Here is a 24,687-nt window from a genome sequence, read left to right as displayed (position 1 = left end):
TGCTATTAAACACTTTTATACTAATATAGTGTATTTATGTTCAAAATACATTTTACATCCTTCAGTTGTACTGTATATCGCTCTTTGCTCAAAATAAGGTGCTCTATGGCCGTTTAAACTATATATTCTAATACTGCATTGCTCTACTTATCAATAATAACAACACTTTTTTATCCATCAAAAAACACCCTTTTTAGAGCTTTATTTTTGTATTCTTTAAGTTTTAATTTCTAAAAAATTAGTCAGAACATCAAATAAGTATTGAAAATTAACACTTTTAGTTTAATTAAAATAATTTTGAGATAATATGACTGTATTTAATATATTTTAGAGTTATATTAACTTTTTATCCTGGTCATTTGTTGTATTATTGTCTTAATTTATTAAAAATGATAATATATATAATAGTAAAAAAACTAACAATTACAGTACTTTATATAAAGTATTTAAATCAAAACATTAATATATAGTAAATATTTACTTACTAAGTATCATTAGACTTTTTTATTCTCTCGAAGAGAAATATAAATCCCTGATAAAACAATTACAAACAATCCAAGAAAAGTCCAATTATCAGGAAAATCAGAGAAAAAATAATACCCTATTGCTACATTAGGGATTATCTCTGTATAGCCTAGAGGGGCTAATTTAGAGGCATCAGCATATTTAAGTGATAATATAAGGAATAAATGCCCAATGCAGGCAAAAACTCCTATACCAGCCATTAAAGACCATTGATTAAGTGTTGGTTTAACCCAAATAAATGGAATTATTAGAGTTACTATTGTAGCCCCTACTAGTCCTGTTATTAATAAGGTTAATAATGGGCTATCACTTGTGCTAAGTTTTCGAGTAATTATTAAATAAAAACCATACATAATTCCAGTTGATAAAGCAGCAAAACTAGCAAGATTAATTTCTAAAAAACCTGGTCTAATAACAATTAAGGATCCAATAAAACCTATTATAACAGCTGTCCACCTTCTAAATCCAACCTTTTCACCTAAGAAGACAGGAGAGAAAGCGGTTACTATTAAAGGAGCAACAAAAGCTAATGTTAATGCTTTAGCCAAAGAAATTTTAGATATTGCGTAAAAAAAACAAATATTTGCAGTTAATAAAATTAAGCCTCTTATAATTTGTAATTTAGGTTTGTTAGACCACACAAGATCCTTCCTAAAAAAGAAGAACATAACTGGAAAAGTAAAAACTACTGTAAAAAAATATCTAGCCCAAGTTATTTGTAAAACAGGAATATCTGCACTCAAAAATTTTGCAAATCCATCCATTACAGGAAGAAACATCCATCCTAATAAACTAAAAATAACGGCTTTCATAAGCCAATAGATATAGTTTAATTGAAGTACTTTAAAGCAAAGAATACGACTAATGGTATAGTTAAAAAGGACATTATAGTAGACACAACGATCGTACTAGCAACACTATCAACAATTTTTTTAGGAGAGTAAATTGAAGCAACAAGATAATTTAGAACTGCTGATGGCATTGAACATTGTATTAAAAGAACACCAGCTGCAAAACCAGTTAAATTAAAGTATCTAATTAATAGATAACCTACAATAGGCCCTGCTATTACCCTGCCGATAGAAGAAATTAAAGCTTTTTTAAATGAGAAGACTTTAAAACGAGTTAAAGCAATTCCTAAAGACATTAAGATTAAAAATATTGTTGCATACATTAATAAAAAAGTTGTGTTTTCAATGAAAACTGGTGTTTCGATTTTATAGTAAAGAATAATAACTGATATGATAATTGCATAAAATGGAGGGCTTTTTAAAACCACACTAAAATTAAATTTTCTATCTGCTAGAAAAACACCCAACGTAAAATGGCACAAAATAATTAAAGCAGATATTGCTGCAGCTACTCCTAGTCCTTGAGAGCCATACGCAAATAAGCATATAGGAAGACCCATATTCCCTGTATTTGGCATTACAAATGGAGGTAATTCACGTATAATATCTTTTGTATTAAGAAAGAATAAGAAAACCGTTCCTATTAAAGTGAAAATAATGATTGCTATAAAGTAATACCAAAAATAATCTCTAAAAATCTCAAAGGTTGTTCCAGTAGATGTTAAAGCATAAATGATCATTGCTGGTGTACCAACATTAGCTGCAAAATTTGTTATAAACGTAGTGTCAATTTTAGGATTTTTTTTACCAAGGTAGTAGCCAATACCAACAACAAAGAATACAGGAAATAAAACTTCAAAAAGTTTTAAATATATATCCATTAACCTAGCAGTCTTATTAGTGTAGGTGTTTTAAGAATATTCTTATTGTTTTTAAATATAGATAAACAATTATTGCAATTAAGTTCTGAAGTTTTGTGGGAAATAATAACAATAGTAGCTTTATCATTTTTTTTATCAGGAGTTTGGATTATTCTTTTTATTGATATTTTATATTTAGCCAATCGATTAGTGATTTGTGATAAAACACCTGATTTATCTTTAACTTCAAACCTTAAATATAATGAATTAACGTAATTATTAACATTATAAGGTTTTAGAGATTTTAGTTTAGAGACAGAAACACCAAGAGGTTTTTTTATATTTCCTCTTAATATCGATAATAAATCAGATAATAAAGCTGATGATGTAGGGCCAGGACCTGCACCCTCACCTTGCAAAACACTTTCACCAACTGGTTTACCCTCAATTATAACGGCATTCATAACACCATTAACATTCCCAATATAAGATTTTTTGCTGACAAGACATGGATGAACAGTTTCGAAAAGTTGATTATTTTTTAACTCAGAAATACCTAATAATTTTACCCTAAGATCAAGTTGATTAGCAATTTTAATATCTTTTAATTCAATTTTTTCAATTCCTTCCATTAAGCATTTATGTTTTGAAATCTTACTATTGAATGCAAGTGCTGATAAAATTCTCACTTTTGCAAAGGCATCGAAGCCATTTAAATCTAATTTAGGATTACCTGGTTCCGCATAACCAAGTTGTTGAGCCTTTTTAAGAACATCAGGGAAGTTTTTATTAGAGTTTTCCATCTCAGACAAAATGTAATTAGATGTTCCGTTTAAAATTCCATAAACTTTTGAGATTTTATTGGTAGCTAAACCCTCTTTAATTGCTCTTAATACTGGAATACCACCTGCTACAGAGGCTTCAAATTCTAAATTAACATTATTCTTTTCAGCAAGTTTAGATAAATCATTACCATGTTTAGATATTAAAGCTTTATTTGGAGTAACAACATGAGTGCCATTTTTTAAAGCAGTTTCAACAATTTTTTTTGAAACTCCATCTGATTGTCCAATAGCTTCAAATAAAATATCTACCTGGTGTTTCTTTAATATATCTAAAGGATTTTTGTAAAATAATTTTTTATCTACTTTAAACTGTCTTTTCTTATTAATATTTCTAGCTGAGACAGCTACAATCTTTATTTTCTTACCAGTTTTAAGCTCAATCTCTTTCTTTTTAGTATTTAGCTCATTAAGCAAATAATTACCAACCTGACCCAAACCTACTACAGCTATATTTATTATTTTATTCATTTGCTAATATCTGGATATTTACTTTTTTTTGTATAGTCATCTATATAAATTTCATAATCTTGCAGTGTCATAGTTGTTATATCTTCTGACTTTTTTAATATTTCAGATAATTTTTTTTGATCCTCATCTCTTTTAATTACATCTTCAGTCCAATATTTAGAATCTTTGTTTAAAGAGCAGTTATTTAAGAATAAAAATATAATAAAAGTAATTGTTAATTTCATTTTAGTGCTGCTTTTAAAGGGAAATTAAATTTAATATTTAAATTTTGTATAGCTTGACCTGCCCCACCCTTAATTAAATTATCTATAGCAGAAAGAATGATTATTTTATCTTTATATTTTGTTTTACAAACTGAAATGAAGCAATTGTTAGAGTTTATTACATCGTTTGTACTTATTAAAGCATCTGCTTTCATAATTTTTACAAAACTATCTTTTTTATAAAAATTAGAAAGTTTCTTAATTACTTTTGATTGATTTATTCCTGTTTCTAGATCTATATAAATAGTGCTTAATATCCCACGAAACATAGGTGTAAGGTGGGGTGTAAAATTAAAATTAATTTGTTTTTTAGTAAATTTCTTTAACATCTGATCTATTTCTGAATTGTGACGATGAAATCCGACACCATAAGCACTTAGCAACTCATAGAGATTTTTATCTTTATATTTTTTATGTACACCTCTACCAGCTCCTGAATAACCAGATTTAGAATCTATCGTAATATTTTTAGTCTTTACTAAATTATCTTTAAAAAGAGGTATTAAGGGTAATAGTATTGATGTTGGGTAGCAACCTGGACAAGATATAATTTGATACTTTTTTAAATCTTTTCCATTAATTTCAGGTAGAGAGTATAAACTTTTATTTATTAAATGAGTTGCTCTGTGTTTTTGTTTGTACCATTTAAGATATTCAGATGCTTTTTCTAATCTAAAATCTGCTGCTAAATCAATTAAGGTATTATGGTTATTTAAGTTTTTAGATATATCTTGTGCTTCACCATTCGGTAAAGCAGTAAAGATAACATCAACATCATTTAATAATTTTTTATTAAATTTTATTATCTTAGGTAATTTTTTTTGTAATAGTGACTTATCGTAATCAGAAATTTTTTTTCCAACAGAGCTATTTCCACATAAATATTTAATATTAATATATTTATGTTTCATTAAGAGTTTAATTAATTGAACTCCAATATATCCAGTTGATCCAGCAACCAATGCATTAAGCTTAGCCATGATTTATTATAACAGTTTAAAATTAAAAAAAAATTATCTTTTAGAGAATTGAAAGCTTCTTCTAGCTTTTCTTCTACCAGGTTTTTTTCTTTCGACTGCCCTAGAGTCTCTGGTAGTAAGTTTTTCAGTTTTAAGGGTAGTTTTTAAGTTTTCATCAAATAACACTAAAGCTTTAGAAATACCATGAACCATAGCACCAGCTTGGCCTGTTGGCCCTCCACCACTTACGCTACATCTTACATCGTAATCTGTGGATTGGTTAATGATATCAAAAGGTCTTGTTATTTGAAGATGGTGAAATTCACTTGAAAAATATTCATTAAACAATTTTCCATTAACATAGATTTTACCAGAACCTTTTTTCAACCAAACTTTTGCAATTGAAGTTTTTCTTCTTCCTGTTGCATACTTACTGTCTTTAAAGTCTAATTTAAGTTTTGGTGTTTTTGTTGTTGATTGAGTATTTTCCATATTAATTTCTAGCTAAGTTTTTACTGTTTAATTTTCCTAATTCAATAACTTGTGGGTTTTGTGCTGTATGTGGATGATCACTACCAGAATATATTTTTAATTTAGTTAATTGTTTTCTTCCTAGCACTCCTCCTGGAAGCATTCTTTTAACTGCAAGTTTTAAAGTTTCACCTGGCTTTTTTTCATGTAATTTTTCAGGTGTTGTTTCTTTAATCCCACCTGGATGACCAGTATGTTTGTAGTAAATTTTGTCTTGAAATTTTTTTCCAGTAAATTTGGCTTGTTCAATATTTTTAACTACAACAAAATCACCATGATCCATATGGGGTGTGTATGTAGTTTTATTTTTACCTCTTATAATTTTTGAAATTACAGTCGCTAATCTTCCTACTACTGCATTGGTAGCATCAATTTCATACCAAGATGATGTAATCTGGTCTTTTTTTACGAATTTTGTCATTGTGCCAGGATTAATACTATTATTAATTGCAAAGTCAATTTGATATTTATCTTGTGTTATATGGTTTATCTGCTAAAAGGTGTATGCCGATTTGATCCTATTGCGGGCATAAAACTGCTAAACAGGAATATTCTAAACATTATCGGTAGGCATTTGAACTTTATTGTGCGCCTTACATTAAGTTAAAGCACTAAAAAAGGAGTAATAATGAGTACAAAAAGAAATAATCCGGAAACTATCGCAATTCATGGTGGTGATTACAGAAGTGATCCATCAACTAACGCTGTAGCAGTTCCAATTTACAGAACAACATCTTACCAATTTGACAGTACTGAACATGCTGCAAATTTGTTTGCACTTAAAGAGTTCGGTAACATCTATACAAGAATCATGAATCCAACGAATGATGTGCTTGAAAAAAGACTTGCAGCACTTGACGGTGGATTGGCTAGTTTAACTGTTGCATCAGGTCAAACAGCCTCGACATTTGCAATTTTAAATGTTGCTCAGGCTGGTGATAATATTGTTAGCTCAACAGATCTTTATGGTGGAACTGTTTCATTGTTTACACATACTCTAAGTAAACTTGGTATTGAAGTACGATATGCAGATCCTTCTGATCCAAAAAACTTTGAAAAAGTTGTTGATGAAAAAACTAGAGCTTTTTATGGTGAAACTTTACCAAATCCTTATTTGAGAGTATTTCCAATCAAAGAAGTTTCTGATATTGGAAGGAAATTTAATATACCGTTAATCGTTGATAACACAGCGGCTCCAGTAATTTGTAAACCATTAGAGCATGGTGCGGCTGTAGTAGTATATTCACTTACTAAATATATAGCTGGCCATGGAACAGTGGTTGGTGGTGCTTTAGTTGATGGTGGTAATTTTGATTGGACAGCAGATCCAAAAAGACAACCACTTTTTAATGAACCAGATGCTAGTTACGGTGGTGTTGTTTGGGGTAAAGCTGTACCAGAACTAACCGGGGCAAATGTCTCTTTTGCTGTAAGAGCTAGAGTTACACTTTTACGAGATCTTGGTTCCGCTCTATCTCCAGATAATGCTTTTGGAGTAATACAAGGGTTGGAAACTGTAGCTTTAAGAATGAAACAACATTGTGAAAATGCTTCAAAAGTTGTTGACTACTTAAAAAAACATAAAGCTGTTGAAAAAGTAATTTATGCTACCGAACATAGTACGGAAATAAGTAAAAGAGCTGATAAATATCTCAAAAATGGTAATGGTGCATTAGTAGGAGTGGAGTTAGCTGGTGGCATTGAAGCAGGTAAAAGATTTATTGAGTCCTTAAAAATGTTTTATCATGTAGCAAATATTGGTGATGCAAGAAGCTTAGCCATACATCCAGCAACAACAACACATAGTCAGCTGACAGAGGACGAATTGGCTGCTGCAGGTGTTACGCCTGGCTATGTTAGATTGTGTATTGGTTTAGAGCACATAGACGACATAATTGATGATTTGGATCAAGCTCTAGCTAATACTTCAAAAGGCAATTTAAAAGCAGTTAGTTAATTAGGTATTTATATGTCAACTAATAGAAGTTAATTATTTTTTTGCTTGATATTTTGATATGTAGAGAAAATACAAGCATGATAAAATTATCAAAATAGAATTTATCTGGTGTAAAGATGCATAAATAATTTTTACTCCAGATAAAAGTGTTACCACTCCTAAAATTACCTGCAAAAATATACTTATACCAATAATTATTATTGGTTTTCTAAATATTTTATTAGTTTCTCTAAAAACTAAAATAAATAAATAAATATAAATTATGACTATCAAATAAGCTAAATTTCTATGAACAAATTGAACTATAGATGGGTTGTCAAAAAAATTGATATTTAGAAACTCTATGTATTTACTGTCGTCAGGAAAATAAGAGGATCCCATTAAAGGCCAAGTGTTATAGATCGTTCCTGCGTCCATACCTGAAACAAAAGCACCTATAATCAATTGAATAAATAATAAAATAAAAAAAAATTTAAATAATTTTAGATTAAATGAAATATCATTAATTTGTATTTTTGTTAATTTAAGTAATTTCCAAAAGATTATTGATAAAATTAAAAAAGCCGTAACTAAATGAATTGATAATCTATAATGGCTTACATCTATTCTATCTACTAATCCACTTGATACCATGTACCAACCAAAAAAACCTTGTAAACATACTAGTAAAAAAATTAATCCATATGTTTTTAAAACCCATAACCCATTTTTAAAAGTAAAATATATTAGTGGCAATAATACAGTTAAACCAATTAACCTTCCAAGTTGACGATGACCCCACTCCCACCAAAAAATTACTTTAAATTCACCTAAGGTCATGTTTGAGTTTTGTTCACTAAACTCAGGAATTGTTTTATAAAGATTAAAATAATCTATCCATCTGTCATTCGTCAATGGTGGTAAAAAACCTACAAATAAATCCCACGTAGTTATAGATAAACCAGAGTCTGTTAATCTAGTTAACCCACCAACTAGAATAATTAGAATAATTAATGACAATAATGCAAATAACCAAATTTTTAATTGTTGATTTAAATTGTTATTCTCGCTGTACATGTAGAGATAAATATAATAATTATTAATTAATCCAATAAATTAAATGTCGCCTAATAATAAAAAAAAATTAAATTTAATCAGAATAAAGCTGGATAAGCTAGATAATAAACTTTTATCTCTAATCAAGCACAGAACAGGACTTGTAAAAGAAGTTCTTAAATTAAAAGAATTTAAAAAAGAGATAGTTGATCAAAAAAGAATAAATTTTATTTTGAACAAAATCAAAGGTAAATCCAAAAAACTTAAGATAGACCCAAAGATAACAAGTCGTATATGGAAAAATATGATCTGGTCTTATATTGATTACGAAAGAAGAAATTTTAAAAAAAAATAATTATTTACTATGTGGAGGAAGTTTTTTTTCAACAAAAATTTCGTGCTTTCTTGTAGCTGGATTATATTTTTTAGCTGATAATTTAACTTTTGCTTTTTCTCCACCCGCAGGTTTTTTAACATAATAAAAAAAAGGGCTATCAGGTTTTGATTCCGGAACAAGTCTAACTTTTACATGTGTTTTTTTAGCCATATTATTTCAAATTTTTTATATTTTTAATAATTTTAGAAATATTAACTAATTTATTTCTTAAATTATCAGCTTTTATAGAATTATTTGCCATTTCGTCAAGTTCTAAAAATCTTCACCATTAAGTATCTTTTTAACACCATTAATCGTCATTCCTTGTTCTTTAAGAAGAAATTTAACCTTTTTAAGTAGGTTAATAGATTTTTCATCATAGTATCTTCTATTGGAATTTAAAATTTTAGGTTTAATTTGTTTAAATTGAGTTTCCCAAAATCTGATAATATGAGTTGGCATAGCACCTTTTTTATTTGTTTTTAGATTTAGTATTTTAGCGACCTCACCTATCGTTTTATAAGCGTTATCAGACTTATCCATTTTCTTTAATATTTATAAATTCTTTAAATTCTTTAGATGGTTTAAATAATACAACTTCTCTGCTTGAAATCACTTTTGACTCTTTGGTCTTTGGGTTTCTTCCTATACGTGATTTTTTTTGTCTAATTGAAAAAGTACCAAATTTTGATAATTTCAACTTTTTTTCATCTTTTATATTTGAAACAATTGTAGATAAAAAATCTTCAATAAGGTTTTCTGAAATTTGCTTAGAAAAACCTAATTGCATATATACTATATTAACTAAGTCTTTTTTAGTTAAGTTTACTCTCATTAATCTAAATATTTTGCTTAATCTTTTCTATCAAATTACCTTTTATAATTCTATGGCAAACATCTAATGAATTACAAAAGCCAATATAATCAGTGCCACCATGACTTTTAACTACAGGAGAATCAAGACCAATAAATATTGCACCATTATATAGTCTAGGATCTAAACGTTTTTTAAATTTTTTAAGATTTGAAATATTTAAAAGTGAAGATATTTTTCCAATTATTGAACCTGTCATAGCCTGTTTTAGCTCACCAGTAATAAAATTTGCAGTACCTTCAGCTGTTTTTAATGCAACGTTACCTGTAAACCCATCAGAAACTATTACATTTACATCACCATCCATTAAATGATTACCCTCGATATAACCTGAGAAATCGTAATTTTCAGAATTTTTATCATTAAGAATTTGATAAGTTTCTTTTATTGTCTCATTACCCTTCAGTTCTTCAGATCCTATATTTAACAAACCTACATTTGGTCTGTCATTTGGGTAAAGTGATTTGTAAAGAGAGGCTCCCATTATTGAAAAATCTAGGAGATTTTTTGAACTACATTCAATATTAGCACCCAAGTCTAATACAACACTCATTCCTTTTTTATTTGGCCATAAAGCAGAAAGAGCGGGTTTATCAATATTATCTATCATCTTAAGATTTAATTTTGAAATAACTAATAGTGCACCTGTATTACCTGCAGACACAACTATATCCGCTTGTTTATCTTTTACACTTTGTATTGCTAGCCACATACTTGTATTTTTACCCCTTTTAGCTCCTTCTAAAGGACTATCTGTACTCATGACAACATCGGTAGTATGAATGATTTCGTAATACTCTTTACCTATTTTATTATTGATAAGATCATTTATTTCAGGTTCATTACCAAAAATTTTATAAAATAAACTTTTGTTATTTTGGTGATTTAATAAAATACCATCTATAATTTTTTTTGGAGAACCGTCTCCGCCCATTGCATCCACTGCAATTTTAATCAAATCAGTCATTTTAGATTAATACTATTCTTTTGGGTCTAAAACTTGTCTACCCTTATACATACCAGTTTTTAAGTCTAAATGATGTGACAACCTATATTCACCAGACTTTTTATCTTCAACAATATTCTTTGTTGAATACTTCATGGTTTGAGCTCTTCTCATTCCAGTTCTGGAAGGAGTTTGTTTTCGTTTTGGTACAGCCATAATTATTGGTTATTTACACTTTTTAAATAAGAATTCAAAGTTTTTTTTGATAAATCTTCGCTATATAACTCAAAATGATCAAGTAATTTATCAATTTCATTAAAATCGCTTAAAAAAATAGAAATTTTTTCAATTTTTTGTGATCTAGTCAAATCTTTCCAAAAATGTACCTCTGAAACCATAGAATGAAACAGATTTATGTAATCTTTCATTTTTTTATTTATAGATTGGTCTCCATAACCTATTTCTCTAATACTAAGCTCAAGTTGTCTGAAGTTAAAATCATAAATTTCCTGTAATACAATCTTATTTTTCTCATTTTTAAAATTTCTTAAAAAGAACGCAAAATGTAATAAAAATAGGGTTAATCTATCTGAGAAATTATCTTCACGTCCTAAAGATTTGTATAAATCTTTATTTCTAGTGTAATTAATTAAATTGTTATAAATATAAATATATTTTTCACTCATGATAAAAATACTATATATAATTTTTTTCTCTTTAGTAGTTGTAAATTGTTCTATGAAAAAAGTTGTTAAACATCATGGGGTTCCTTTTTTAGAAAAAAAACAACAATCATTAATCCTAAATAAATCTAACAAAAATGATATAAAAAGAATATTGGGTGAACCGTCAACAACTAGTAAATTTGATAATGATCTTTGGATTTATATAGAGAGAAAGCAAACTCAATCAAGTTTGAAAAATTTAGGTTTAATGAAAATATACAAGAATGATGTTTTGGTTTTAGAAATTAATGAATACGGAATATTAAAAAAAAAGGAATTTTTTAACAAAGACGATATGGAAAACATAAAAATTGTTAAAGCTACCACTGAAGCAGGCTTCAAAAGAAACTCCTTTGTATATAATTTTATGTCTAGTATGAGACAAAAGATTAATGACCCTCTTGGACAGAGGGCCAAAAAACGTAAAGAAATTAGCCAGCGATAACCGCTAATAAAAGTAACGCGACAATATTTGTAATCTTTATCATCGGATTAATTGCGGGACCTGCGGTATCTTTGTATGGATCACCAACGGTGTCCCCTGTTACAGCAGCTTTGTGTGCTTCTGAACCTTTGCCACCGTGATTACCATCTTCAATATATTTTTTTGCGTTGTCCCACGCACCACCACCAGCTGTCATTGAAACAGCCACAAATAATCCTGTGATAATAACACCTAGTAACATTGCTCCAACAGCTGCTAATGCTGCCACTTGTCCACCAATTGCAAGAATAATAAAGTAAAGAACAACTGGAGATAAAACGGGTAATAAAGATGGAATTATCATCTCTTTAATTGCAGCAACAGTTAAAAGATCGACTAATTTTGCATAATCTGGTTTCTGTTTTCTCTTCATGATACCAGGAAATTTTTTAAATTGTCTTCTCACTTCAATAACTACTGCACCACCAGCTCTACCAACTGCCTGCATTCCCATTGAACCAAATAAGTATGGTAACATTCCACCTATCAATAAACCCACAACAACATATGGGTTGGATAAATCAAAAGTTACAACAATACCCTCTAATTTTGAACCAGCTACATTTGAGAAATGTTTAATATCTTCTACATAAGCAGCAAATAAAACTAAAGCACCTAATCCAGCTGAGCCTATAGCATAACCCTTAGTAACAGCTTTAGTTGTATTTCCAACTGCATCTAATGCATCAGTAGTTTTTCTAACTTTTTTATCTAAGTTTGCCATTTCAGCTATCCCACCAGCATTATCAGTAACTGGACCATAAGCATCAAGTGCTACAACCATGCCGGCTAACGCAAGCATAGTAGTTACGGCTATTGCAATACCATAAAGTCCAGCAATAGAATTAGTCGCTAAAATACCAGCGACAATGATTAATGCGGGTACGGCTGTTGCTTCCATTGAAACAGCTAAACCTTGAATAACATTTGTACCATGACCTGTTGTTGATGAAGCTGCAACAGATTTTACTGGCCTATAATTTGTTCCTGTGTAATATTCTGTAATCCAAATCAACAAACCTGTAATAATTAAACCAATTATTCCACAGTAGTATAAGCTCATACCGTTAAAGATTTTACCATTTACAGTATATTCGGTAGCAAATCCAAGAACATGATCTGTTACTGGGTATAAAATTGCTATTGAAGCGATTGCAGACACAACAAAGCCTTTATATAATGCATTCATTACATTTTTGTCTTTGCCAAGTTTAACAAAGAAGGTTCCCAAAATTGATGTGAGAATACAAGCACCACCAATAGTAAGTGGATATATCATCATATTCATATCACCTTGAAAAAATATTGAAGATAATACCATTGTAGCAACAATTGTTACTGCGTAAGTTTCAAACAAGTCTGCAGCCATACCAGCACAATCACCAACATTATCACCAACATTATCAGCAATAACAGCAGGATTTCTCGGATCATCCTCAGGTATACCAGCTTCAACTTTACCAACTAAGTCAGCACCAACATCAGCACCTTTAGTAAATATACCACCACCTAATCTTGCAAAAATAGAAATTAGAGAAGCACCAAATCCTAATGCTACAAGAGCATTAACTATTTCTCTTTCATCAATATTAAATTTTAATAAAAAATAATAATAAACAGCAATAGCCAATAATGCTAAACCAGCAACCAACATTCCAGTTACAGCACCTGACTTAAAAGCAACAGACAAACCTTGGGCAAGTCCTTTTCTTGATGCTTCAGCAGTTCTAACATTAGCTTCAACAGAGACTAGCATTCCAACATAACCTGCTATACCAGAAAGAGCAGCTCCAACAAGATATCCAAGTCCTACTAATGGACTAAAAGCAACACTAACTATAACTAAAACAACAACACCAACAATTGCTATTGTTTTGTATTGTCTAGCTAGATAAGCTTTAGCGCCGATTTGAATTGCAGATGCAATATCTTGCATTTTAGCGTTACCAGCACTTTGATTTAAAATATTTTTTCCAGTAAAATATCCATAAACGATAGATAGTAAACCAGCTGCGATTGTGTATAAAAGAATTGTCTCAATTGTTGTGCTCATATAAACCTTAAGGTTGTTGGTTGTTAAATTTTAAGCCCGGACAATACAAAAAAAGCTAAAAAAGACAATAATTAACTTCTAGAATTGATGTTTATAACCTGAGTTTTTAACAAGTAAATACTCACCTTTTTGATTAATAAGGAAGGATTTATTTTTATTTGAGCTAATTTTACCAATTTTAGAAATTTTAATACCTAATTTCTTAGAGGTGTTTTTAATGATTCTAGATTTATCAGGACTAGCAGTAAATAAAATCTGATAGTCATCTCCATTGGATATAAAGTTTGATTTTTTAAGATCATTCTTGTTCAAATAAATGTGCAAGTTTTTAGATATTGGAATTTTTTCCTCCCAAATATTATAAGATAGTTTTTGTCTATTAATCATTTTTTGAAGATCATCAATTAAACCATCTGATATATCAATAGATGAATTGGCAAATTTTATTAATTCTTTTGTTAAATTAATTTGAATTTCAGGTTCAAAATATTTTTTTACAAAGTAAGTTTTAAGTTTTTTATTTGTCTTAATTTTGTTTTGCAAAATATTTAACCCAACAAAACTATCTCCAAGATTTCCAGTTACGTATATATCATCATTAAGCTTAGCTTTATTCCTATATACAATATCTTTTGAAAATCCTACGGATGTAATTGAAAAACTTAATTTATTTGAAAAAGTTGTATCTCCACCACATAAATTAATTCCATATTTAGTCTGCTCTTGTTTTAATGAATTAGATATTTTGGATAAATTTTTTTTTGTAAATGTTTTTTTATTTCCACTCCCTGATACAAAGTAATATTTTGGTGACACTCCTTTGCAAATTAAGTCTGATATAGAAGATCTTATAATTTTTTTGATTACTAGCTCTGGATTTTTAAAATCTAAAAAATGAGTTCCTTGAATATAAGTGTCTATTGAAATTACTAAAGAATTTTTTTTATCAAAAAAAACATCATCATTCAAATCTAATGAATATTTATTAAACTTCGATAATTTTGAAAAATATTTTTTAATTAAATCAAATTCATGCATTTAATGTTCTTAATTTTTTTCCAATATTGTCTAATAAAGCATTCAAATATTTAGTCTGTGAATCTTCTAAGAAAAAATTTGATGAATTTAGATATTCTTTAATTATAATATTAATTGATATATTTGGCTTATATAGGAATTCGTATGTGGCTGCTTTTAATATTGTTTGAAATACTTTATCTAAGTTATCTATAATAAACTCATCACCAAGCTTGTTGTTTAATTCTTCTAGTATCAGGTCATTACGCTCTATAGTTCCAGAAACAATATCTTTTATAAACTTTTTAAATCTATGCTTTGGAAAAGTAATATCATCATCCTCATTATAAAATTTACCATATAATTTTTGAATAATAATAACTCTTGGATTATTTTTTGGATTAAAATGAGTTTTCATTTTTGGGATAAAACTGAGTTTACCGCGTGTGCAGCTTCTGCACCCTTTTTTCTTCGTAATTTAGCTTGTTTCATATTCAGACAAGTTATGATTCCATTACCAATAGGTTTCTTGCTCAAAACTGATAAATCCATTATCGCAGTAGTTGATGCTTGTGATATAAAATCAAAATGTGGTGTTTGTCCTTTGATAACACATCCAAGGGCTAAAAAGGCATCATATTTTCTAATATTCTTTGATATAGTTACGGGTATTTCAAAAACTCCTGGAACTCTAATAATTTTAACTATGTTTGATTTTGGAATCCATTTTAATGAACTCTCAATAAGACCTTTTGCAATATCTTTATAATAATCTGCTGCAACAATGAGGTATTTTTTTTTCATCAGATAATTTCTTGTTTAGTAATTCTTATACCATAACCATCCAAACCTATAACTTTTTTACGAGATTTTGTAATTAAAGTCATATTTTTGATTTTTAAATCCTTTATTATTTGGGCACCAATTCCATAATTTCTAATTAGTTTATCCTTACCTTTTTTATAAAAGTCTTTATTTTTATAATCTTTAAGAGTTTGGGTGACCGATTTAAGATTTGTATCTTTTATAAACACTAAAACACAATTATTGAATTTTTTAAAATAATTAAGAGTTTTATTAAAAGAATTGGGTAATTGCTGATTTATTAAATAATTTTGAACCACATTTGAAGAGATTACCCTAACTCTAGGTGTGATCCCTTTTTTTATAGTCCCCTTGATTAAAGCAAAATGTTCAGATCCATCTAGAAGATTTTCATAGATTCTAATTTTATATTTTTGGTTTTTAACTTCAATGTTGCTTTGTTTTTTTAATTTAATTAACTTCTCTTTTTTTAATCTATAAGCAATTAAGTCTTCAATTTTACCAATTTTAAATTTATGTTTTTTTGCAAAATTAAATAAATCTTTACCTTTAGCCATTGTTCCATCTTCATTCATAATTTCACAAATTACAGCTGAATTTTTTTTTTTAGCTAACTTTGATATGTCTACTGAGGCTTCAGTATGTCCTGCTCTAACCAACACACCTCCATCTTTAGCAATTATTGGAAATACATGTCCGGGTGAGACAATGTCAGTTTTTTTAACATTTTTTTGGGATGCAATTTTAATAGTTTTTGCTCTATCCTTTGCAGAAATTCCTGTAGTAATTCCTTTTTTGGCTTCAATAGAAACTGTAAAAGCAGTTTTATTTCGAGATTGATTGTTTGCTGACATCAAAGATAAATTTAATCTTTTTGCTTGAATAGAGTCTAATGCTAAACAAATTAAACCACGACCATATTTAGCCATAAAATTAATATTTTGTGCATTTGAATTAGATGTTGAGATAATTAGATCACCTTCATTTTCTCTTTTTTCATCATCAACCAATATAAACATTCCACCTTTCTTGGCGATATTGATGATGCTTTCGATTGATGCAAAATTACTTTTTGGCATTTAAATAATTCCTAACGTATTTAGATAAGATATCTATCTCTATATTAACAAGATCACTCTTTTTAATCGTTGATAGATTTGTTTCATTGTAAGTGTGAGGAATAACCCAGATTTGGAACCCTTTATTTAAAACTTTGGAAATTGTAAGAGATATGCCATTTACACATATTGAAGCTTTTTCAATTAAGTTTTTTTGTTCTTTTTTTGGTACATTAAATTCAAATAAATAAGACTTATCAATCTTCATAATCTTTGACACTTTTGCAACTGAATCAACATGACCTTGACATATATGTCCTGAAATTTTTGTTCCATATTTTAATGGTAGTTCAAGATTAATAATATCGTTTGTTTTTAAATATCTAAACTTAGATCTAACAAGAGTTTCTTTAGAGAGATAAAATTCCATTAATTTAGATTTAAATGAAATTAAGGTAAGGCAAACACCATCACAAGCTACAGATAAACCGATATCTTTTTTACTGAATTTAAAATTACTTTTTACAAATATATTAATACCTTTAGGTCTTTTTAAAATTTTTGATATTAATCCTTGATTATAAATTATTCCGTTAAACATTTTAATTTCTATATAAAGTTACTTTATCATTACCAAAATTTGATTTTATATTAAATTTATTCTTATATTTTTGTTTAAGAGTTTTTAAACCAGTAAATTCCTTATATTCAACTAGTTTAGATAAAATTTTCTTACTTTGGAATAAATAAAATTTATTAAACATTTTTTTTTTATAAAAGAATTTGTTAGTTCATTACCGCCTTCAATCAAAATGTTTCTTATCTCTAAATTATAAAGCTTTTTAAAGATTATTTTTAAATCAAATCTTTTGTTTTTAGACAAATTTGATTTTATCAATATAACATTATTTTTTTTAAATTCTTTTATCTTTGATTTAACTGCATTGTTATAAAAGACAATGGTATTATTCTTTTTTACAGTTTTAAATAAATAGCTTTTAGTATTTAGATTTAATTCATTATCTAAGATTACCCTCTTAGGTATAAAATTTTTAAATTTTTTTATTCTAGCATTCAATTTTGAATTATCTTTATTTAGTGTTTTATAAGAAACCATAATTGAGTCATTTTTGTATCTTAATAAATGAGTTAAATTATCTGATGATTTGTTTGTTATTCTTTTATTTCCTTTACTATAAATCAAATTATTTTTTGATATTGCAATTTTTCCAGTTACAAAAGGTAATCTGTATTTTCTATTATAAAAATATGATTCATAAAATTGAGTAATTTGTTGTTTTAGTAAACCTGTTTTGACAATTATTTTTTTTGAATTTAAAATTTTTTTAGATTTTCCACTTACTCTTTTATCGATGTCTTTTATTGAATAAATAACTTCACTTAATTTTGAATTAATGATTGATGATGTGCATGGTGAAGTTTTTCCGTGATGGCAACATGGCTCTAATGTTACGTACATTTTTGAACCTTGAATCTCTTCATGACAATTTTTAATTGCATTATACTCTGCATGAGGTCTTCCATTAAAAGAGGTTTGCCCAATTGATATAATTTTATCATCTTTAACAATAACACAACCTACTGAGGGATTAGAGCCGGTATGACCTTCTCGAGATTTTGCTAAATCAAGAGCAAGCCCCATATACAGTTTGTCTTTGATAGAAAATTTATCTTTTTTTGTAGACATCAAGCTTGTCCACGAATTGTACAAAATCTTTTTCTTCCCTAAAATTTCTATAAACAGAGGCAAAACGAACATAAGCTACTGGATCTAACTCTTTTAAACCTTCCATAACCATTGTACCTATGGTGTTCGTTGAGATTTCACTTTGTCCTAATTCTTCTAATGCTCTTGAGATTTTGCTTATAAATTTTTCTGCGGTTTCAGTATCTATAGGACGTTTTTTTAATGCAATATAAATTGATTTAGAAAGTTTATCTCTATCAAATGAAGATTTTCTTCCATTCTTTTTTACGACCATTATTTCTCTAAACTGGACTCTTTCAAAAGTAGTAAAGCGAGCTCCACAAACACAAAGCCTTCTTCTTCTAATTGCTGTACCATCTTCTGTTGGTCTAGAGTCAACTACGGATGTTTCACCCTTTTTACAAATTGAACAAATCATTTATTAAAGGTTCTTATATATAGGAAAAGATGAAGTTAAAGAAATAACCTCATTTTTAACTTCATTTTCAACTTTGCTATTATCAGTTGGATTTTCAGATAACCCTTTTAATGTTTTAGTAATTAATTCACCTACTGTTTTAAATTCATTTAAACCAAAACCTCGAGTAGTGGCTGCTTGAGTGCCTAATCTTATACCTGAAGTAATCATTGGTTTTTCTACATCAAAAGGAATTCCATTTTTATTGCATGTTATATTTGCTCTTGATAAGCTTTCTGCTGCTAAGTTCCCTTTAACATTATAGGGTCTTAAATCTACCAACATTAGGTGTGTATCAGTTCCATCTGAATAAATTTTAAATCCATTATTCTTTAAAGTTTCTGCTAATATTTTTGCATTAGCTAAAACAGATTTAATATAATCTTTAAATTCTGGTTGTAATGCCTCTAAAAATCCTGCTGCTTTAGCTGCTATTATATGCATTAAAGGTCCACCTTGGTAACCTGGAAAAACAGCAGTGTTAAATTTTTTAGAAAGATCCTCGTTGTTAGTAAGAATTATTCCGCCTCTTGCACTTCTAAAAACTTTATGTGTAGTTGATGTAACAACATGAGCGTGATCACATGGGTTTGGATATCCTTGACCAGCAACTAAACCAGAGAAATGAGCCATATCAACCATTAAGTAAGCTCCTACTTTATCTGCAATTTCTCTAAATCTTTTAAAATCGATAACTCTAGAATAAGCACTTCCACCAGCAATGATTAATTTAGGTTTATGTTCTAAAGCAAGTTTTTCAACATTATCATAATCGATAAGTTCAGATTCTTTATCAACATCATAACTTATTGCGTTAAACCATTTACCAGACATTGAAATTTTTAATCCATGAGTGATATGACCACCTGAATTTAAACTCATTCCCATAAATGTATCACCTGGATTTAATAAAGCTAAAAAAACTGCTCCGTTAGCTTGTGCCCCTGAATGTGGTTGAGCGTTAGCAAATTTGCAATTAAATAATTTTTTTAATCTTTCAATAGCTAAATTTTCTGCAACATCAACATGTTCACATCCATTATAATATCTCTTACCTGGATAACCTTCTGCATATTTATTTGTTAAAACTGAACCTTGCGCCTCTAGTACAGCTTGAGAAACTATATTTTCAGAAGCAATCAACTCAATATGTTGTTGTTGTCTAACAAGTTCATCCTTGATAGCTTTATAAAGCTCAGGATCTTTTGTAGACAAACTATCTTCAAAAAAACTTTTGTAACTATCGTTTAAATAATTTTTTTCACTAGACATAATTATATTTTTTTTATTCTTTTTAAGTGTCTCCCACCTTCAAATTTAGTGTTCAAAAAAGCACTCACACAATTTAGAGCAGTTTTTTTAGTTAACAATCTTGATCCTAATGTAATGATATTTGCATCATTATGCAATCTTGATAATTTTGTTGATTTTAAATTAAAACACTGAGCAGCACGAATATTTTTATGTCTATTTGCCGCAATATTCATCCCCATACCTGAACCACAAATTAAAATACCAACGTTGTTTTTGTTGGTCTTTACTTTCTGCGCCACTTTATGTGCAAAATCAGGGTAATCTACCCTACTATCACTATCTGGACCCATATCAAAAAAAAGTAGTTTTTTTTTTGATAAGTATAATTTTATAATTTCTTTTAATTTATACCCAGCATGGTCTGACGAAATAAAAATTTTTTTCAAATTAATTAAATTTATGATCCAATACGCAAGCAACCAGGTGGATTCTGTTCTCTTCACCACCATTAAACGCATTATGATATTTTGTATTATTAGTTATCCAAACTGAACCATCAGCAGGTAAATGTTTGGCTACATTATCGATAACCATATGACATCCAGGATTTGTAATTATTGGAATATGTAATCTTGGTTCGGGATCTCTGTGCCAACTTAATGTTGATCTTGGTTGTTTTAATAAAATTCTAATTCTTCCCAGCTTGTATTTTGATGACAGTAAATCAAAAACTTCCTTAAAATATGTATTTTTATATTCTTCAATAAATTCCGAATAATCAGCCTCATTTATTTTCTCGTCTCTTATTTCTTCTTTACCAGATGCGTTAGGATAGGTCCAAAAAACACCTCTTGCTTTATGTCCCTTAATTGATTCTGGATCACCAGGAATTTGAGTAAGAGATATAGCTCCAAAATTAGTAATTCCATCAGGTCCTTCAAAGTTTTTAATTTTTATAATCTCGGAATATGCTTTTTGTAATTCGTTGATATCGAATTTAATGTCCTGCTTTTGAAAGTCTTGGAAATCTAGCGTCATTATATTTATATTTTTTACCCTTAATAATTGTTTAATACCTATTTTAAGTTATATTTGTATATTACATTTGTCGCATTTTAAAAGATAATTAAAACATGATTACAGGTAAATATCCACAGTTGAGACTTAGACGCAATAGAAAGTCTTCATGGTCTAGAAAGTTAATTCAAGAAAATACACTTAGCCCGAGTGATTTTATATTACCTATATTTTTAATAGAAGGATCTAATAAAAAAGAATCAATATCATCTATGCCTGGTGTTTATCGTTATACCATTAATAGATTGTCTCAAATAATAGATAGAGCAATTAAACTAGGCATTCCAATGATTGCTCTTTTTCCAAAAACTAAAAATAATTTAAAAAATGAGATAGGTTCAGAGTCTTTAAATGAAAATAACTTAGTTTGTAAAGCAATCATTGATATTAAAAAAAGATATAAAAATCAAATTGGAATAATGTGTGATGTTGCTTTAGACCCTTATACATCACATGGTCATGATGGACTAGTTAGATCAAATGAAATTATAAACGATGAAACAATAGAAGTTTTAATTAATCAATCATTATTACAAGCAGAAATGGGTTGTGATGTGTTGGCACCTTCTGACATGATGGATGGAAGAATTGGAAAAATAAGGAAAGCTTTAGATCAATCAAATTTTCAAAATGTTCAAATCCTTTCATATGCTGCAAAATATGCTTCAAGTTTTTATGGTCCCTTTAGAGACGCTGTAGGATCTAAAGGATCTTTAAAAGGCGATAAAAAAACATATCAAATGGATTTTAGAAATAGTGATGAGGCTTTAAGAGAAGTGGCTCTAGATATCAAAGAAGGTGCAGACATGGTTATGGTTAAACCTGGTATGCCATATTTAGATATAATTAAATCGATAAAAGAAAAATTTAAAATTCCTGTTTTTGCATACCAGGTTTCTGGTGAATACAGCTTAATTTCAAATGCAATTAAGAAAAAATTAATAAATGAAGATGCTATTTATGAAAGTTTAGTTGCTTTTAAAAGAGCTGGTTCGAATGCAATAGTTAGCTATTATGCGGATAGAATAGATAAAATTTTATATTAATTATTTTAAAGAGTTAATAAATAGTAACCTATTATTTGGATAGTTTAAGTTATTTGGTTTTAAAATTGTTTTATCAAGAAAATCTCCGACTAGCTTTAATCCATTTAATAAAGTTTTTTTATCGATAACCTCTAGATCTTTTTCGATTAAAAAATTAGGTACATATTTTTTTTCTGTAGAGGATTTTGCGTAATAAACAATTTCATTTTTAATTATATCTTTTTCTACAAGATTTTCTAATTCAAGGTCATATCCAAGAAGTTTTAAAAGATCCAATTCCCAAAAGATATATTTTTTCAACCAATCGTTATTCTTTAAAATTAAAAAAAGATTTTCAATAATTTTATAAACATTTATATTTGCTTGGGAGTCAGCTGTTAAAATTTTGATTAAATTTGTGGCTGAACTGATACAAGACAATTTTTGTTTATGATCAAAGTATAAAGGACTATAGGCATCTAATATTTCTACTTTGAAATAACCAATTCTGTTATTGCTTTTTGAATTATAATTTATGTGCAATCTGTTTCCGATCTGCAGATAATTCTTTATTTTTTTTGATGTTCCGCCAAAAATAATACCAGAGATTTTTCCTCTATCTTTTGTAAAAAATTCCGTAATTAGTGAATTTTCGTTATATCTATTTTTACTAATTAAAAAACCTTCATCTATCCAATTCATATATAATCATTTTATACTTTTTAAACATTCAACGGCAGCATTTTGTTCAGCATCTTTTTTGGACTTACCAGAAGCAATAAAATATTTTGAATTAGGAAGTTTTACTCCAACTTTAAACAATGGTTTGTGTCTAGGACCACTGTTTGAAATTAATTTATAGGTTGGTAGCTTTTTAAAATTTTTTAAAGATAGTTCTTGTAATTTTGTTTTTGCATCAATCTGTGTAATAACACTTTGTATAAGATTTTTTTTCCATAAATATAAAATTACTTTTTCAACAATATTAAAACCTTTCTCTAGATATATGGCTCCAATTAAAGCCTCACAACTGTCAGATATGATTTTATCTTCAATTTTAATTTTTTTATTATTTGGATTAAAAGTTAGAATAAATTTTTCTAAATCTATATTTTTGGCTATCTCAAGACAGGTTTTTTTATTAACAAGTGATGCAAATTTTTTATCAAGTATACCCTCTTTTTCATCAGGATAAGTTTCTAAAAGTTTTTTAGCGACAACTAATCCAAGCACTCTATCACCGAGAAATTCTAATTTCTCATTGTTTTTATTTGCATTAAAACTTTTATGCGTAAGTGATTGTGTCAATAAATCTAAATTTTTAAATTTAACATTTATTTTTTTTTGTAAATCTTGATATTTGATTTTCATTAATTAATCTTACTAAATGATCTGTTAAATCTTACAGATTTATGCCATTTCCAAAAAGCAAAAATACTGCCTATCTTTTTATCTGATGAAAAAAAAATGAACTGAGCTTTACCAACTAAATTATCTTTATGAACATAACCAACACTTGATAAAAATCTACTATCTTTTGAACAATCTCTATTATCTCCTAAAAAAAAATAATGATCTTTGGGAACTATAAACTCATCAGAGTTTTGATAAGTGTAGTCCTTTAAATAAACTGTATGAAATTTTTTTCCATTAGGCAATTTTTCCTCAAATCTATAAACATCAATTGGTGTATTTCCACAATATATTTTAGTTTTACTTTTTATTTTAGATTTAAATATTTCATTACTGTTAAGATACAAATTTGCATCAATAAATTGTATTCGATCACCAGGTAGACCTATTAATCTTTTGATATAATCTGTTCTATTGTCTGCAGGTGTTTTAAAAACAATCACATCACCTCTTTTTGGATTCTTAAACAAAATTCTTTTATTTAATATTGCTGGACTAAATGGCAATGAATGTTTGCTATATCCATATGAGTACTTAGTCACAAAAAGTCTGTCCCCAACAACTAAAGTGGGTTCCATTGATGAAGATGGAATATAAAAAGGTTGGATTAAAAAAGATCTTATTATGATAGCAATAATTAAAGCATAAAATAAAGTTTTAATATTTTCAGAAAAAAAATTTTTATCTAATTTCATTTTGTTTGAATTATTGTAAATGCAGTTGAATAACCCTTTTCATCAGAAATAGATAAGAAGCAATTAAAATTTTTAACATTAAAATTCTTTTGAATTAATTTTGTAATTTTTCTATTTTTGGCATAATAAGGTTTTCCTAATTTATCATTAATTACCTCTATATCTTTGAAATTTAGACTATTTCTAAATCCTGTTCCCAAGGCTTTGGCGAATGCTTCTTTTGCGGCAAATCTTTTTGAAAAAAAACTAGTTTTATATATTGATAATGATGACAATTTTAATTCATTAGTACTGTAAATTCTATTCTTAAATTTATTATTCTTAATCAATTTTTTAATTCTTTTGTTGTCAATAATATCTACACCAATGCCAAGTATTTTCATAA

Annotated in this window: 33 protein-coding genes and 1 riboswitch; of the genes, 4 read left to right on the top strand and 29 right to left on the bottom strand. The window is 28.2% G+C overall.

The window, feature by feature from the left end; translation table 11 throughout:
- Positions 1 to 494 precede the first annotated feature (494 nt).
- From ACIJYB_RS03425 to rplM, 7 genes are read right to left on the bottom strand one after another with little or no spacing between them, the layout of a single operon-like run.
- The gene (locus tag ACIJYB_RS03425; protein WP_435087071.1) at positions 495 to 1,337 is read right to left on the bottom strand and encodes a DMT family transporter; all 843 of its coding nucleotides are present in this window, start codon (positions 1,335 to 1,337) and stop codon (positions 495 to 497) included.
- A 17-nt stretch (positions 1,338 to 1,354) separates the two neighbouring features.
- Complete coding sequence (locus ACIJYB_RS03420) at positions 1,355 to 2,257, bottom strand: AEC family transporter (RefSeq protein WP_435152346.1); 903 nt, start codon at positions 2,255 to 2,257, stop codon at positions 1,355 to 1,357.
- The gene (locus ACIJYB_RS03415; protein WP_435152344.1) at positions 2,257 to 3,549 is read right to left on the bottom strand and encodes a homoserine dehydrogenase; all 1,293 of its coding nucleotides are present in this window, start codon (positions 3,547 to 3,549) and stop codon (positions 2,257 to 2,259) included. Before ACIJYB_RS03415 ends, ACIJYB_RS03420 begins: the two co-directional genes overlap by 1 nt.
- The gene (locus ACIJYB_RS03410) at positions 3,546 to 3,773 is read right to left on the bottom strand and encodes a hypothetical protein (RefSeq protein ID WP_435152341.1); all 228 of its coding nucleotides are present in this window, start codon (positions 3,771 to 3,773) and stop codon (positions 3,546 to 3,548) included. The genes ACIJYB_RS03415 and ACIJYB_RS03410 overlap by 4 nt, the downstream gene beginning before the upstream one ends.
- A complete protein-coding gene (argC, locus tag ACIJYB_RS03405; RefSeq protein WP_435152339.1) occupies positions 3,770 to 4,792 on the bottom strand; it encodes an N-acetyl-gamma-glutamyl-phosphate reductase in 1,023 nt (340 codons plus the stop codon). The genes ACIJYB_RS03410 and argC overlap by 4 nt, the downstream gene beginning before the upstream one ends.
- A 33-nt stretch (positions 4,793 to 4,825) precedes the next feature.
- Positions 4,826 to 5,263 carry a 30S ribosomal protein S9 gene (gene rpsI, locus ACIJYB_RS03400; protein WP_435152336.1) on the bottom strand — a complete coding sequence of 146 codons (438 nt, stop codon included), beginning with the start codon at positions 5,261 to 5,263 and terminating at the stop codon, positions 4,826 to 4,828.
- A gap of 1 nt (position 5,264) precedes the next feature.
- Entirely contained in the window at positions 5,265 to 5,723 is a 459-nt protein-coding gene (rplM, locus tag ACIJYB_RS03395; protein WP_435152334.1) for a 50S ribosomal protein L13, read from the bottom strand.
- A 138-nt stretch (positions 5,724 to 5,861) separates the two neighbouring features.
- Positions 5,862 to 5,928, top strand: a riboswitch (SAM riboswitch).
- Between the two features lie 2 nt (positions 5,929 to 5,930).
- Here rplM and ACIJYB_RS03390 point away from each other — a divergent pair.
- Positions 5,931 to 7,259, top strand: a complete 1,329-nt coding sequence (locus ACIJYB_RS03390) for an O-acetylhomoserine aminocarboxypropyltransferase/cysteine synthase family protein (RefSeq protein ID WP_435152331.1) — start codon at positions 5,931 to 5,933, stop codon at positions 7,257 to 7,259.
- A gap of 33 nt (positions 7,260 to 7,292) precedes the next feature.
- On the opposite strand, the gene ACIJYB_RS03385 is transcribed toward ACIJYB_RS03390, so the two are convergent.
- A complete protein-coding gene (locus ACIJYB_RS03385; protein ID WP_435152328.1) occupies positions 7,293 to 8,315 on the bottom strand; it encodes a COX15/CtaA family protein in 1,023 nt (340 codons plus the stop codon).
- Between the two features lie 43 nt (positions 8,316 to 8,358).
- Here ACIJYB_RS03385 and ACIJYB_RS03380 point away from each other — a divergent pair, with 43 nt between their 5' ends.
- Positions 8,359 to 8,649, top strand: coding sequence for a chorismate mutase (locus ACIJYB_RS03380; RefSeq protein ID WP_435152325.1), 291 nt, complete (start codon positions 8,359 to 8,361; stop codon positions 8,647 to 8,649).
- Here ACIJYB_RS03380 and rpmG read toward each other — a convergent pair whose 3' ends face one another.
- The 6 genes from rpmG to ACIJYB_RS03350 form a co-directional block, all read right to left on the bottom strand.
- Positions 8,650 to 8,841, bottom strand: coding sequence for a 50S ribosomal protein L33 (rpmG, locus tag ACIJYB_RS03375; RefSeq protein ID WP_435152322.1), 192 nt, complete (start codon positions 8,839 to 8,841; stop codon positions 8,650 to 8,652).
- Between the two features lie 102 nt (positions 8,842 to 8,943).
- Positions 8,944 to 9,213 carry a MerR family transcriptional regulator gene (locus tag ACIJYB_RS03370; RefSeq protein WP_435152320.1) on the bottom strand — a complete coding sequence of 90 codons (270 nt, stop codon included), beginning with the start codon at positions 9,211 to 9,213 and terminating at the stop codon, positions 8,944 to 8,946.
- Positions 9,206 to 9,505 carry an HU family DNA-binding protein gene (locus tag ACIJYB_RS03365; RefSeq protein ID WP_435152317.1) on the bottom strand — a complete coding sequence of 100 codons (300 nt, stop codon included), beginning with the start codon at positions 9,503 to 9,505 and terminating at the stop codon, positions 9,206 to 9,208. Before ACIJYB_RS03365 ends, ACIJYB_RS03370 begins: the two co-directional genes overlap by 8 nt.
- Before the next feature lie 4 nt (positions 9,506 to 9,509).
- Positions 9,510 to 10,511: a phosphate acyltransferase PlsX gene (gene plsX, locus ACIJYB_RS03360; protein ID WP_435152314.1), complete on the bottom strand. Its 1,002-nt coding sequence runs from the start codon at positions 10,509 to 10,511 to the stop codon at positions 9,510 to 9,512.
- Positions 10,512 to 10,523: 12 nt separating this feature from the next.
- Positions 10,524 to 10,706 carry a 50S ribosomal protein L32 gene (rpmF, locus tag ACIJYB_RS03355; protein WP_008544930.1) on the bottom strand — a complete coding sequence of 61 codons (183 nt, stop codon included), beginning with the start codon at positions 10,704 to 10,706 and terminating at the stop codon, positions 10,524 to 10,526.
- Positions 10,707 to 10,708: 2 nt separating this feature from the next.
- The gene (locus ACIJYB_RS03350) at positions 10,709 to 11,176 is read right to left on the bottom strand and encodes a ubiquinol-cytochrome C chaperone family protein (RefSeq protein ID WP_435152311.1); all 468 of its coding nucleotides are present in this window, start codon (positions 11,174 to 11,176) and stop codon (positions 10,709 to 10,711) included.
- A gap of 52 nt (positions 11,177 to 11,228) precedes the next feature.
- Between ACIJYB_RS03350 and bamE the strand changes: the two genes are divergently transcribed.
- Entirely contained in the window at positions 11,229 to 11,660 is a 432-nt protein-coding gene (gene bamE / locus ACIJYB_RS03345; protein ID WP_435152308.1) for an outer membrane protein assembly factor BamE domain-containing protein, read from the top strand.
- On the opposite strand, the gene ACIJYB_RS03340 is transcribed toward bamE, so the two are convergent.
- The 11 genes from ACIJYB_RS03340 to ACIJYB_RS03290 form a co-directional block, all read right to left on the bottom strand.
- Positions 11,647 to 13,752 (bottom strand): sodium-translocating pyrophosphatase, encoded by a 2,106-nt coding sequence (locus ACIJYB_RS03340; protein WP_435152305.1) that lies wholly within the window; start codon positions 13,750 to 13,752, stop codon positions 11,647 to 11,649. The two genes, bamE and ACIJYB_RS03340, sit on opposite strands and share 14 nt — an antisense overlap.
- A 78-nt stretch (positions 13,753 to 13,830) precedes the next feature.
- Positions 13,831 to 14,790 (bottom strand): thiamine-phosphate kinase, encoded by a 960-nt coding sequence (thiL, locus tag ACIJYB_RS03335; protein WP_435152302.1) that lies wholly within the window; start codon positions 14,788 to 14,790, stop codon positions 13,831 to 13,833.
- Positions 14,783 to 15,187 carry a transcription antitermination factor NusB gene (locus ACIJYB_RS03330; protein WP_435152300.1) on the bottom strand — a complete coding sequence of 135 codons (405 nt, stop codon included), beginning with the start codon at positions 15,185 to 15,187 and terminating at the stop codon, positions 14,783 to 14,785. The genes thiL and ACIJYB_RS03330 overlap by 8 nt, the downstream gene beginning before the upstream one ends.
- Entirely contained in the window at positions 15,184 to 15,573 is a 390-nt protein-coding gene (gene ribH, locus ACIJYB_RS03325; RefSeq protein WP_435152297.1) for a 6,7-dimethyl-8-ribityllumazine synthase, read from the bottom strand. The genes ACIJYB_RS03330 and ribH overlap by 4 nt, the downstream gene beginning before the upstream one ends.
- A complete protein-coding gene (ribB, locus tag ACIJYB_RS03320; protein ID WP_435152294.1) occupies positions 15,573 to 16,673 on the bottom strand; it encodes a 3,4-dihydroxy-2-butanone-4-phosphate synthase in 1,101 nt (366 codons plus the stop codon). The genes ribH and ribB overlap by 1 nt, the downstream gene beginning before the upstream one ends.
- Positions 16,660 to 17,253, bottom strand: a complete 594-nt coding sequence (locus tag ACIJYB_RS03315) for a riboflavin synthase (RefSeq protein WP_435152292.1) — start codon at positions 17,251 to 17,253, stop codon at positions 16,660 to 16,662. Before ACIJYB_RS03315 ends, ribB begins: the two co-directional genes overlap by 14 nt.
- A 111-nt stretch (positions 17,254 to 17,364) precedes the next feature.
- Positions 17,365 to 18,360, bottom strand: coding sequence for a bifunctional diaminohydroxyphosphoribosylaminopyrimidine deaminase/5-amino-6-(5-phosphoribosylamino)uracil reductase RibD (gene ribD / locus ACIJYB_RS03310; RefSeq protein ID WP_435152289.1), 996 nt, complete (start codon positions 18,358 to 18,360; stop codon positions 17,365 to 17,367).
- Positions 18,341 to 18,799: a transcriptional regulator NrdR gene (gene nrdR / locus ACIJYB_RS03305; protein WP_271485343.1), complete on the bottom strand. Its 459-nt coding sequence runs from the start codon at positions 18,797 to 18,799 to the stop codon at positions 18,341 to 18,343. Before nrdR ends, ribD begins: the two co-directional genes overlap by 20 nt.
- Before the next feature lie 3 nt (positions 18,800 to 18,802).
- Positions 18,803 to 20,110, bottom strand: a complete 1,308-nt coding sequence (glyA, locus tag ACIJYB_RS03300) for a serine hydroxymethyltransferase (protein WP_435152286.1) — start codon at positions 20,108 to 20,110, stop codon at positions 18,803 to 18,805.
- 2 nt (positions 20,111 to 20,112) lie between these two features.
- Positions 20,113 to 20,538 carry a ribose 5-phosphate isomerase B gene (rpiB, locus tag ACIJYB_RS03295; RefSeq protein ID WP_435152283.1) on the bottom strand — a complete coding sequence of 142 codons (426 nt, stop codon included), beginning with the start codon at positions 20,536 to 20,538 and terminating at the stop codon, positions 20,113 to 20,115.
- Position 20,539: 1 nt separating this feature from the next.
- The gene (locus tag ACIJYB_RS03290) at positions 20,540 to 21,130 is read right to left on the bottom strand and encodes an aspartyl/asparaginyl beta-hydroxylase domain-containing protein (protein WP_435152281.1); all 591 of its coding nucleotides are present in this window, start codon (positions 21,128 to 21,130) and stop codon (positions 20,540 to 20,542) included.
- Between the two features lie 95 nt (positions 21,131 to 21,225).
- On the opposite strand from ACIJYB_RS03290, the gene hemB reads away from it, so the two are divergent.
- Positions 21,226 to 22,215: a porphobilinogen synthase gene (gene hemB, locus ACIJYB_RS03285; protein WP_435152278.1), complete on the top strand. Its 990-nt coding sequence runs from the start codon at positions 21,226 to 21,228 to the stop codon at positions 22,213 to 22,215.
- Here hemB and recO read toward each other — a convergent pair whose 3' ends face one another.
- Genes recO through acpS form a run of 4 tightly spaced genes read right to left on the bottom strand, consistent with a single transcriptional unit; the run spans position 22,216 to position 24,685 of the window.
- Positions 22,216 to 22,896 (bottom strand): DNA repair protein RecO, encoded by a 681-nt coding sequence (gene recO / locus ACIJYB_RS03280; protein ID WP_435152275.1) that lies wholly within the window; start codon positions 22,894 to 22,896, stop codon positions 22,216 to 22,218.
- Between the two features lie 6 nt (positions 22,897 to 22,902).
- Positions 22,903 to 23,565 (bottom strand): ribonuclease III, encoded by a 663-nt coding sequence (rnc, locus tag ACIJYB_RS03275; protein WP_435152272.1) that lies wholly within the window; start codon positions 23,563 to 23,565, stop codon positions 22,903 to 22,905.
- Positions 23,565 to 24,302 carry a signal peptidase I gene (gene lepB, locus ACIJYB_RS03270; protein ID WP_435152269.1) on the bottom strand — a complete coding sequence of 246 codons (738 nt, stop codon included), beginning with the start codon at positions 24,300 to 24,302 and terminating at the stop codon, positions 23,565 to 23,567. The genes rnc and lepB overlap by 1 nt, the downstream gene beginning before the upstream one ends.
- Positions 24,299 to 24,685: a holo-ACP synthase gene (gene acpS, locus ACIJYB_RS03265; RefSeq protein ID WP_435152266.1), complete on the bottom strand. Its 387-nt coding sequence runs from the start codon at positions 24,683 to 24,685 to the stop codon at positions 24,299 to 24,301. The genes lepB and acpS overlap by 4 nt, the downstream gene beginning before the upstream one ends.
- Between the last annotated feature and the right edge of the window lie 2 nt (positions 24,686 to 24,687).

The organism is Candidatus Pelagibacter bacterium nBUS_44 (assembly GCF_051200895.1).
Taxonomy (GTDB): Bacteria; Pseudomonadota; Alphaproteobacteria; order Pelagibacterales; family Pelagibacteraceae; genus Pelagibacter.
Note: the sequence above shows the minus strand (reverse complement) of the source record. Positions and strands in the feature narration are given on the sequence as shown.

What these genes read in the sequence shown, in the direction of transcription:
- ACIJYB_RS03425 (WP_435087071.1), bottom strand. Translation starts at nt 1,337, where the DNA reads ATGAAAGCCGTTATTTTTAGTTTATTAGGATGGATGTTTCTTCCTGTA.
- ACIJYB_RS03420 (WP_435152346.1), bottom strand. Translation starts at nt 2,257, where the DNA reads ATGGATATATATTTAAAACTTTTTGAAGTTTTATTTCCTGTATTCTTT.
- ACIJYB_RS03415 (WP_435152344.1), bottom strand. Translation starts at nt 3,549, where the DNA reads ATGAATAAAATAATAAATATAGCTGTAGTAGGTTTGGGTCAGGTTGGT.
- ACIJYB_RS03410 (WP_435152341.1), bottom strand. Translation starts at nt 3,773, where the DNA reads ATGAAATTAACAATTACTTTTATTATATTTTTATTCTTAAATAACTGC.
- argC (WP_435152339.1), bottom strand. Translation starts at nt 4,792, where the DNA reads ATGGCTAAGCTTAATGCATTGGTTGCTGGATCAACTGGATATATTGGA.
- rpsI (WP_435152336.1), bottom strand. Translation starts at nt 5,263, where the DNA reads ATGGAAAATACTCAATCAACAACAAAAACACCAAAACTTAAATTAGAC.
- rplM (WP_435152334.1), bottom strand. Translation starts at nt 5,723, where the DNA reads ATGACAAAATTCGTAAAAAAAGACCAGATTACATCATCTTGGTATGAA.
- ACIJYB_RS03390 (WP_435152331.1), top strand. Translation starts at nt 5,931, where the DNA reads ATGAGTACAAAAAGAAATAATCCGGAAACTATCGCAATTCATGGTGGT.
- ACIJYB_RS03385 (WP_435152328.1), bottom strand. Translation starts at nt 8,315, where the DNA reads ATGTACAGCGAGAATAACAATTTAAATCAACAATTAAAAATTTGGTTA.
- ACIJYB_RS03380 (WP_435152325.1), top strand. Translation starts at nt 8,359, where the DNA reads ATGTCGCCTAATAATAAAAAAAAATTAAATTTAATCAGAATAAAGCTG.
- rpmG (WP_435152322.1), bottom strand. Translation starts at nt 8,841, where the DNA reads ATGGCTAAAAAAACACATGTAAAAGTTAGACTTGTTCCGGAATCAAAA.
- ACIJYB_RS03370 (WP_435152320.1), bottom strand. Translation starts at nt 9,213, where the DNA reads ATGGATAAGTCTGATAACGCTTATAAAACGATAGGTGAGGTCGCTAAA.
- ACIJYB_RS03365 (WP_435152317.1), bottom strand. Translation starts at nt 9,505, where the DNA reads ATGAGAGTAAACTTAACTAAAAAAGACTTAGTTAATATAGTATATATG.
- plsX (WP_435152314.1), bottom strand. Translation starts at nt 10,511, where the DNA reads ATGACTGATTTGATTAAAATTGCAGTGGATGCAATGGGCGGAGACGGT.
- rpmF (WP_008544930.1), bottom strand. Translation starts at nt 10,706, where the DNA reads ATGGCTGTACCAAAACGAAAACAAACTCCTTCCAGAACTGGAATGAGA.
- ACIJYB_RS03350 (WP_435152311.1), bottom strand. Translation starts at nt 11,176, where the DNA reads ATGAGTGAAAAATATATTTATATTTATAACAATTTAATTAATTACACT.
- bamE (WP_435152308.1), top strand. Translation starts at nt 11,229, where the DNA reads ATGAAAAAAGTTGTTAAACATCATGGGGTTCCTTTTTTAGAAAAAAAA.
- ACIJYB_RS03340 (WP_435152305.1), bottom strand. Translation starts at nt 13,752, where the DNA reads ATGAGCACAACAATTGAGACAATTCTTTTATACACAATCGCAGCTGGT.
- thiL (WP_435152302.1), bottom strand. Translation starts at nt 14,790, where the DNA reads ATGCATGAATTTGATTTAATTAAAAAATATTTTTCAAAATTATCGAAG.
- ACIJYB_RS03330 (WP_435152300.1), bottom strand. Translation starts at nt 15,187, where the DNA reads ATGAAAACTCATTTTAATCCAAAAAATAATCCAAGAGTTATTATTATT.
- ribH (WP_435152297.1), bottom strand. Translation starts at nt 15,573, where the DNA reads ATGAAAAAAAAATACCTCATTGTTGCAGCAGATTATTATAAAGATATT.
- ribB (WP_435152294.1), bottom strand. Translation starts at nt 16,673, where the DNA reads ATGCCAAAAAGTAATTTTGCATCAATCGAAAGCATCATCAATATCGCC.
- ACIJYB_RS03315 (WP_435152292.1), bottom strand. Translation starts at nt 17,253, where the DNA reads ATGTTTAACGGAATAATTTATAATCAAGGATTAATATCAAAAATTTTA.
- ribD (WP_435152289.1), bottom strand. Translation starts at nt 18,360, where the DNA reads ATGTCTACAAAAAAAGATAAATTTTCTATCAAAGACAAACTGTATATG.
- nrdR (WP_271485343.1), bottom strand. Translation starts at nt 18,799, where the DNA reads ATGATTTGTTCAATTTGTAAAAAGGGTGAAACATCCGTAGTTGACTCT.
- glyA (WP_435152286.1), bottom strand. Translation starts at nt 20,110, where the DNA reads ATGTCTAGTGAAAAAAATTATTTAAACGATAGTTACAAAAGTTTTTTT.
- ACIJYB_RS03290 (WP_435152281.1), bottom strand. Translation starts at nt 21,130, where the DNA reads ATGACGCTAGATTTCCAAGACTTTCAAAAGCAGGACATTAAATTCGAT.
- hemB (WP_435152278.1), top strand. Translation starts at nt 21,226, where the DNA reads ATGATTACAGGTAAATATCCACAGTTGAGACTTAGACGCAATAGAAAG.
- recO (WP_435152275.1), bottom strand. Translation starts at nt 22,896, where the DNA reads ATGAATTGGATAGATGAAGGTTTTTTAATTAGTAAAAATAGATATAAC.
- rnc (WP_435152272.1), bottom strand. Translation starts at nt 23,565, where the DNA reads ATGAAAATCAAATATCAAGATTTACAAAAAAAAATAAATGTTAAATTT.
- lepB (WP_435152269.1), bottom strand. Translation starts at nt 24,302, where the DNA reads ATGAAATTAGATAAAAATTTTTTTTCTGAAAATATTAAAACTTTATTT.
- acpS (WP_435152266.1), bottom strand. Translation starts at nt 24,685, where the DNA reads ATGAAAATACTTGGCATTGGTGTAGATATTATTGACAACAAAAGAATT.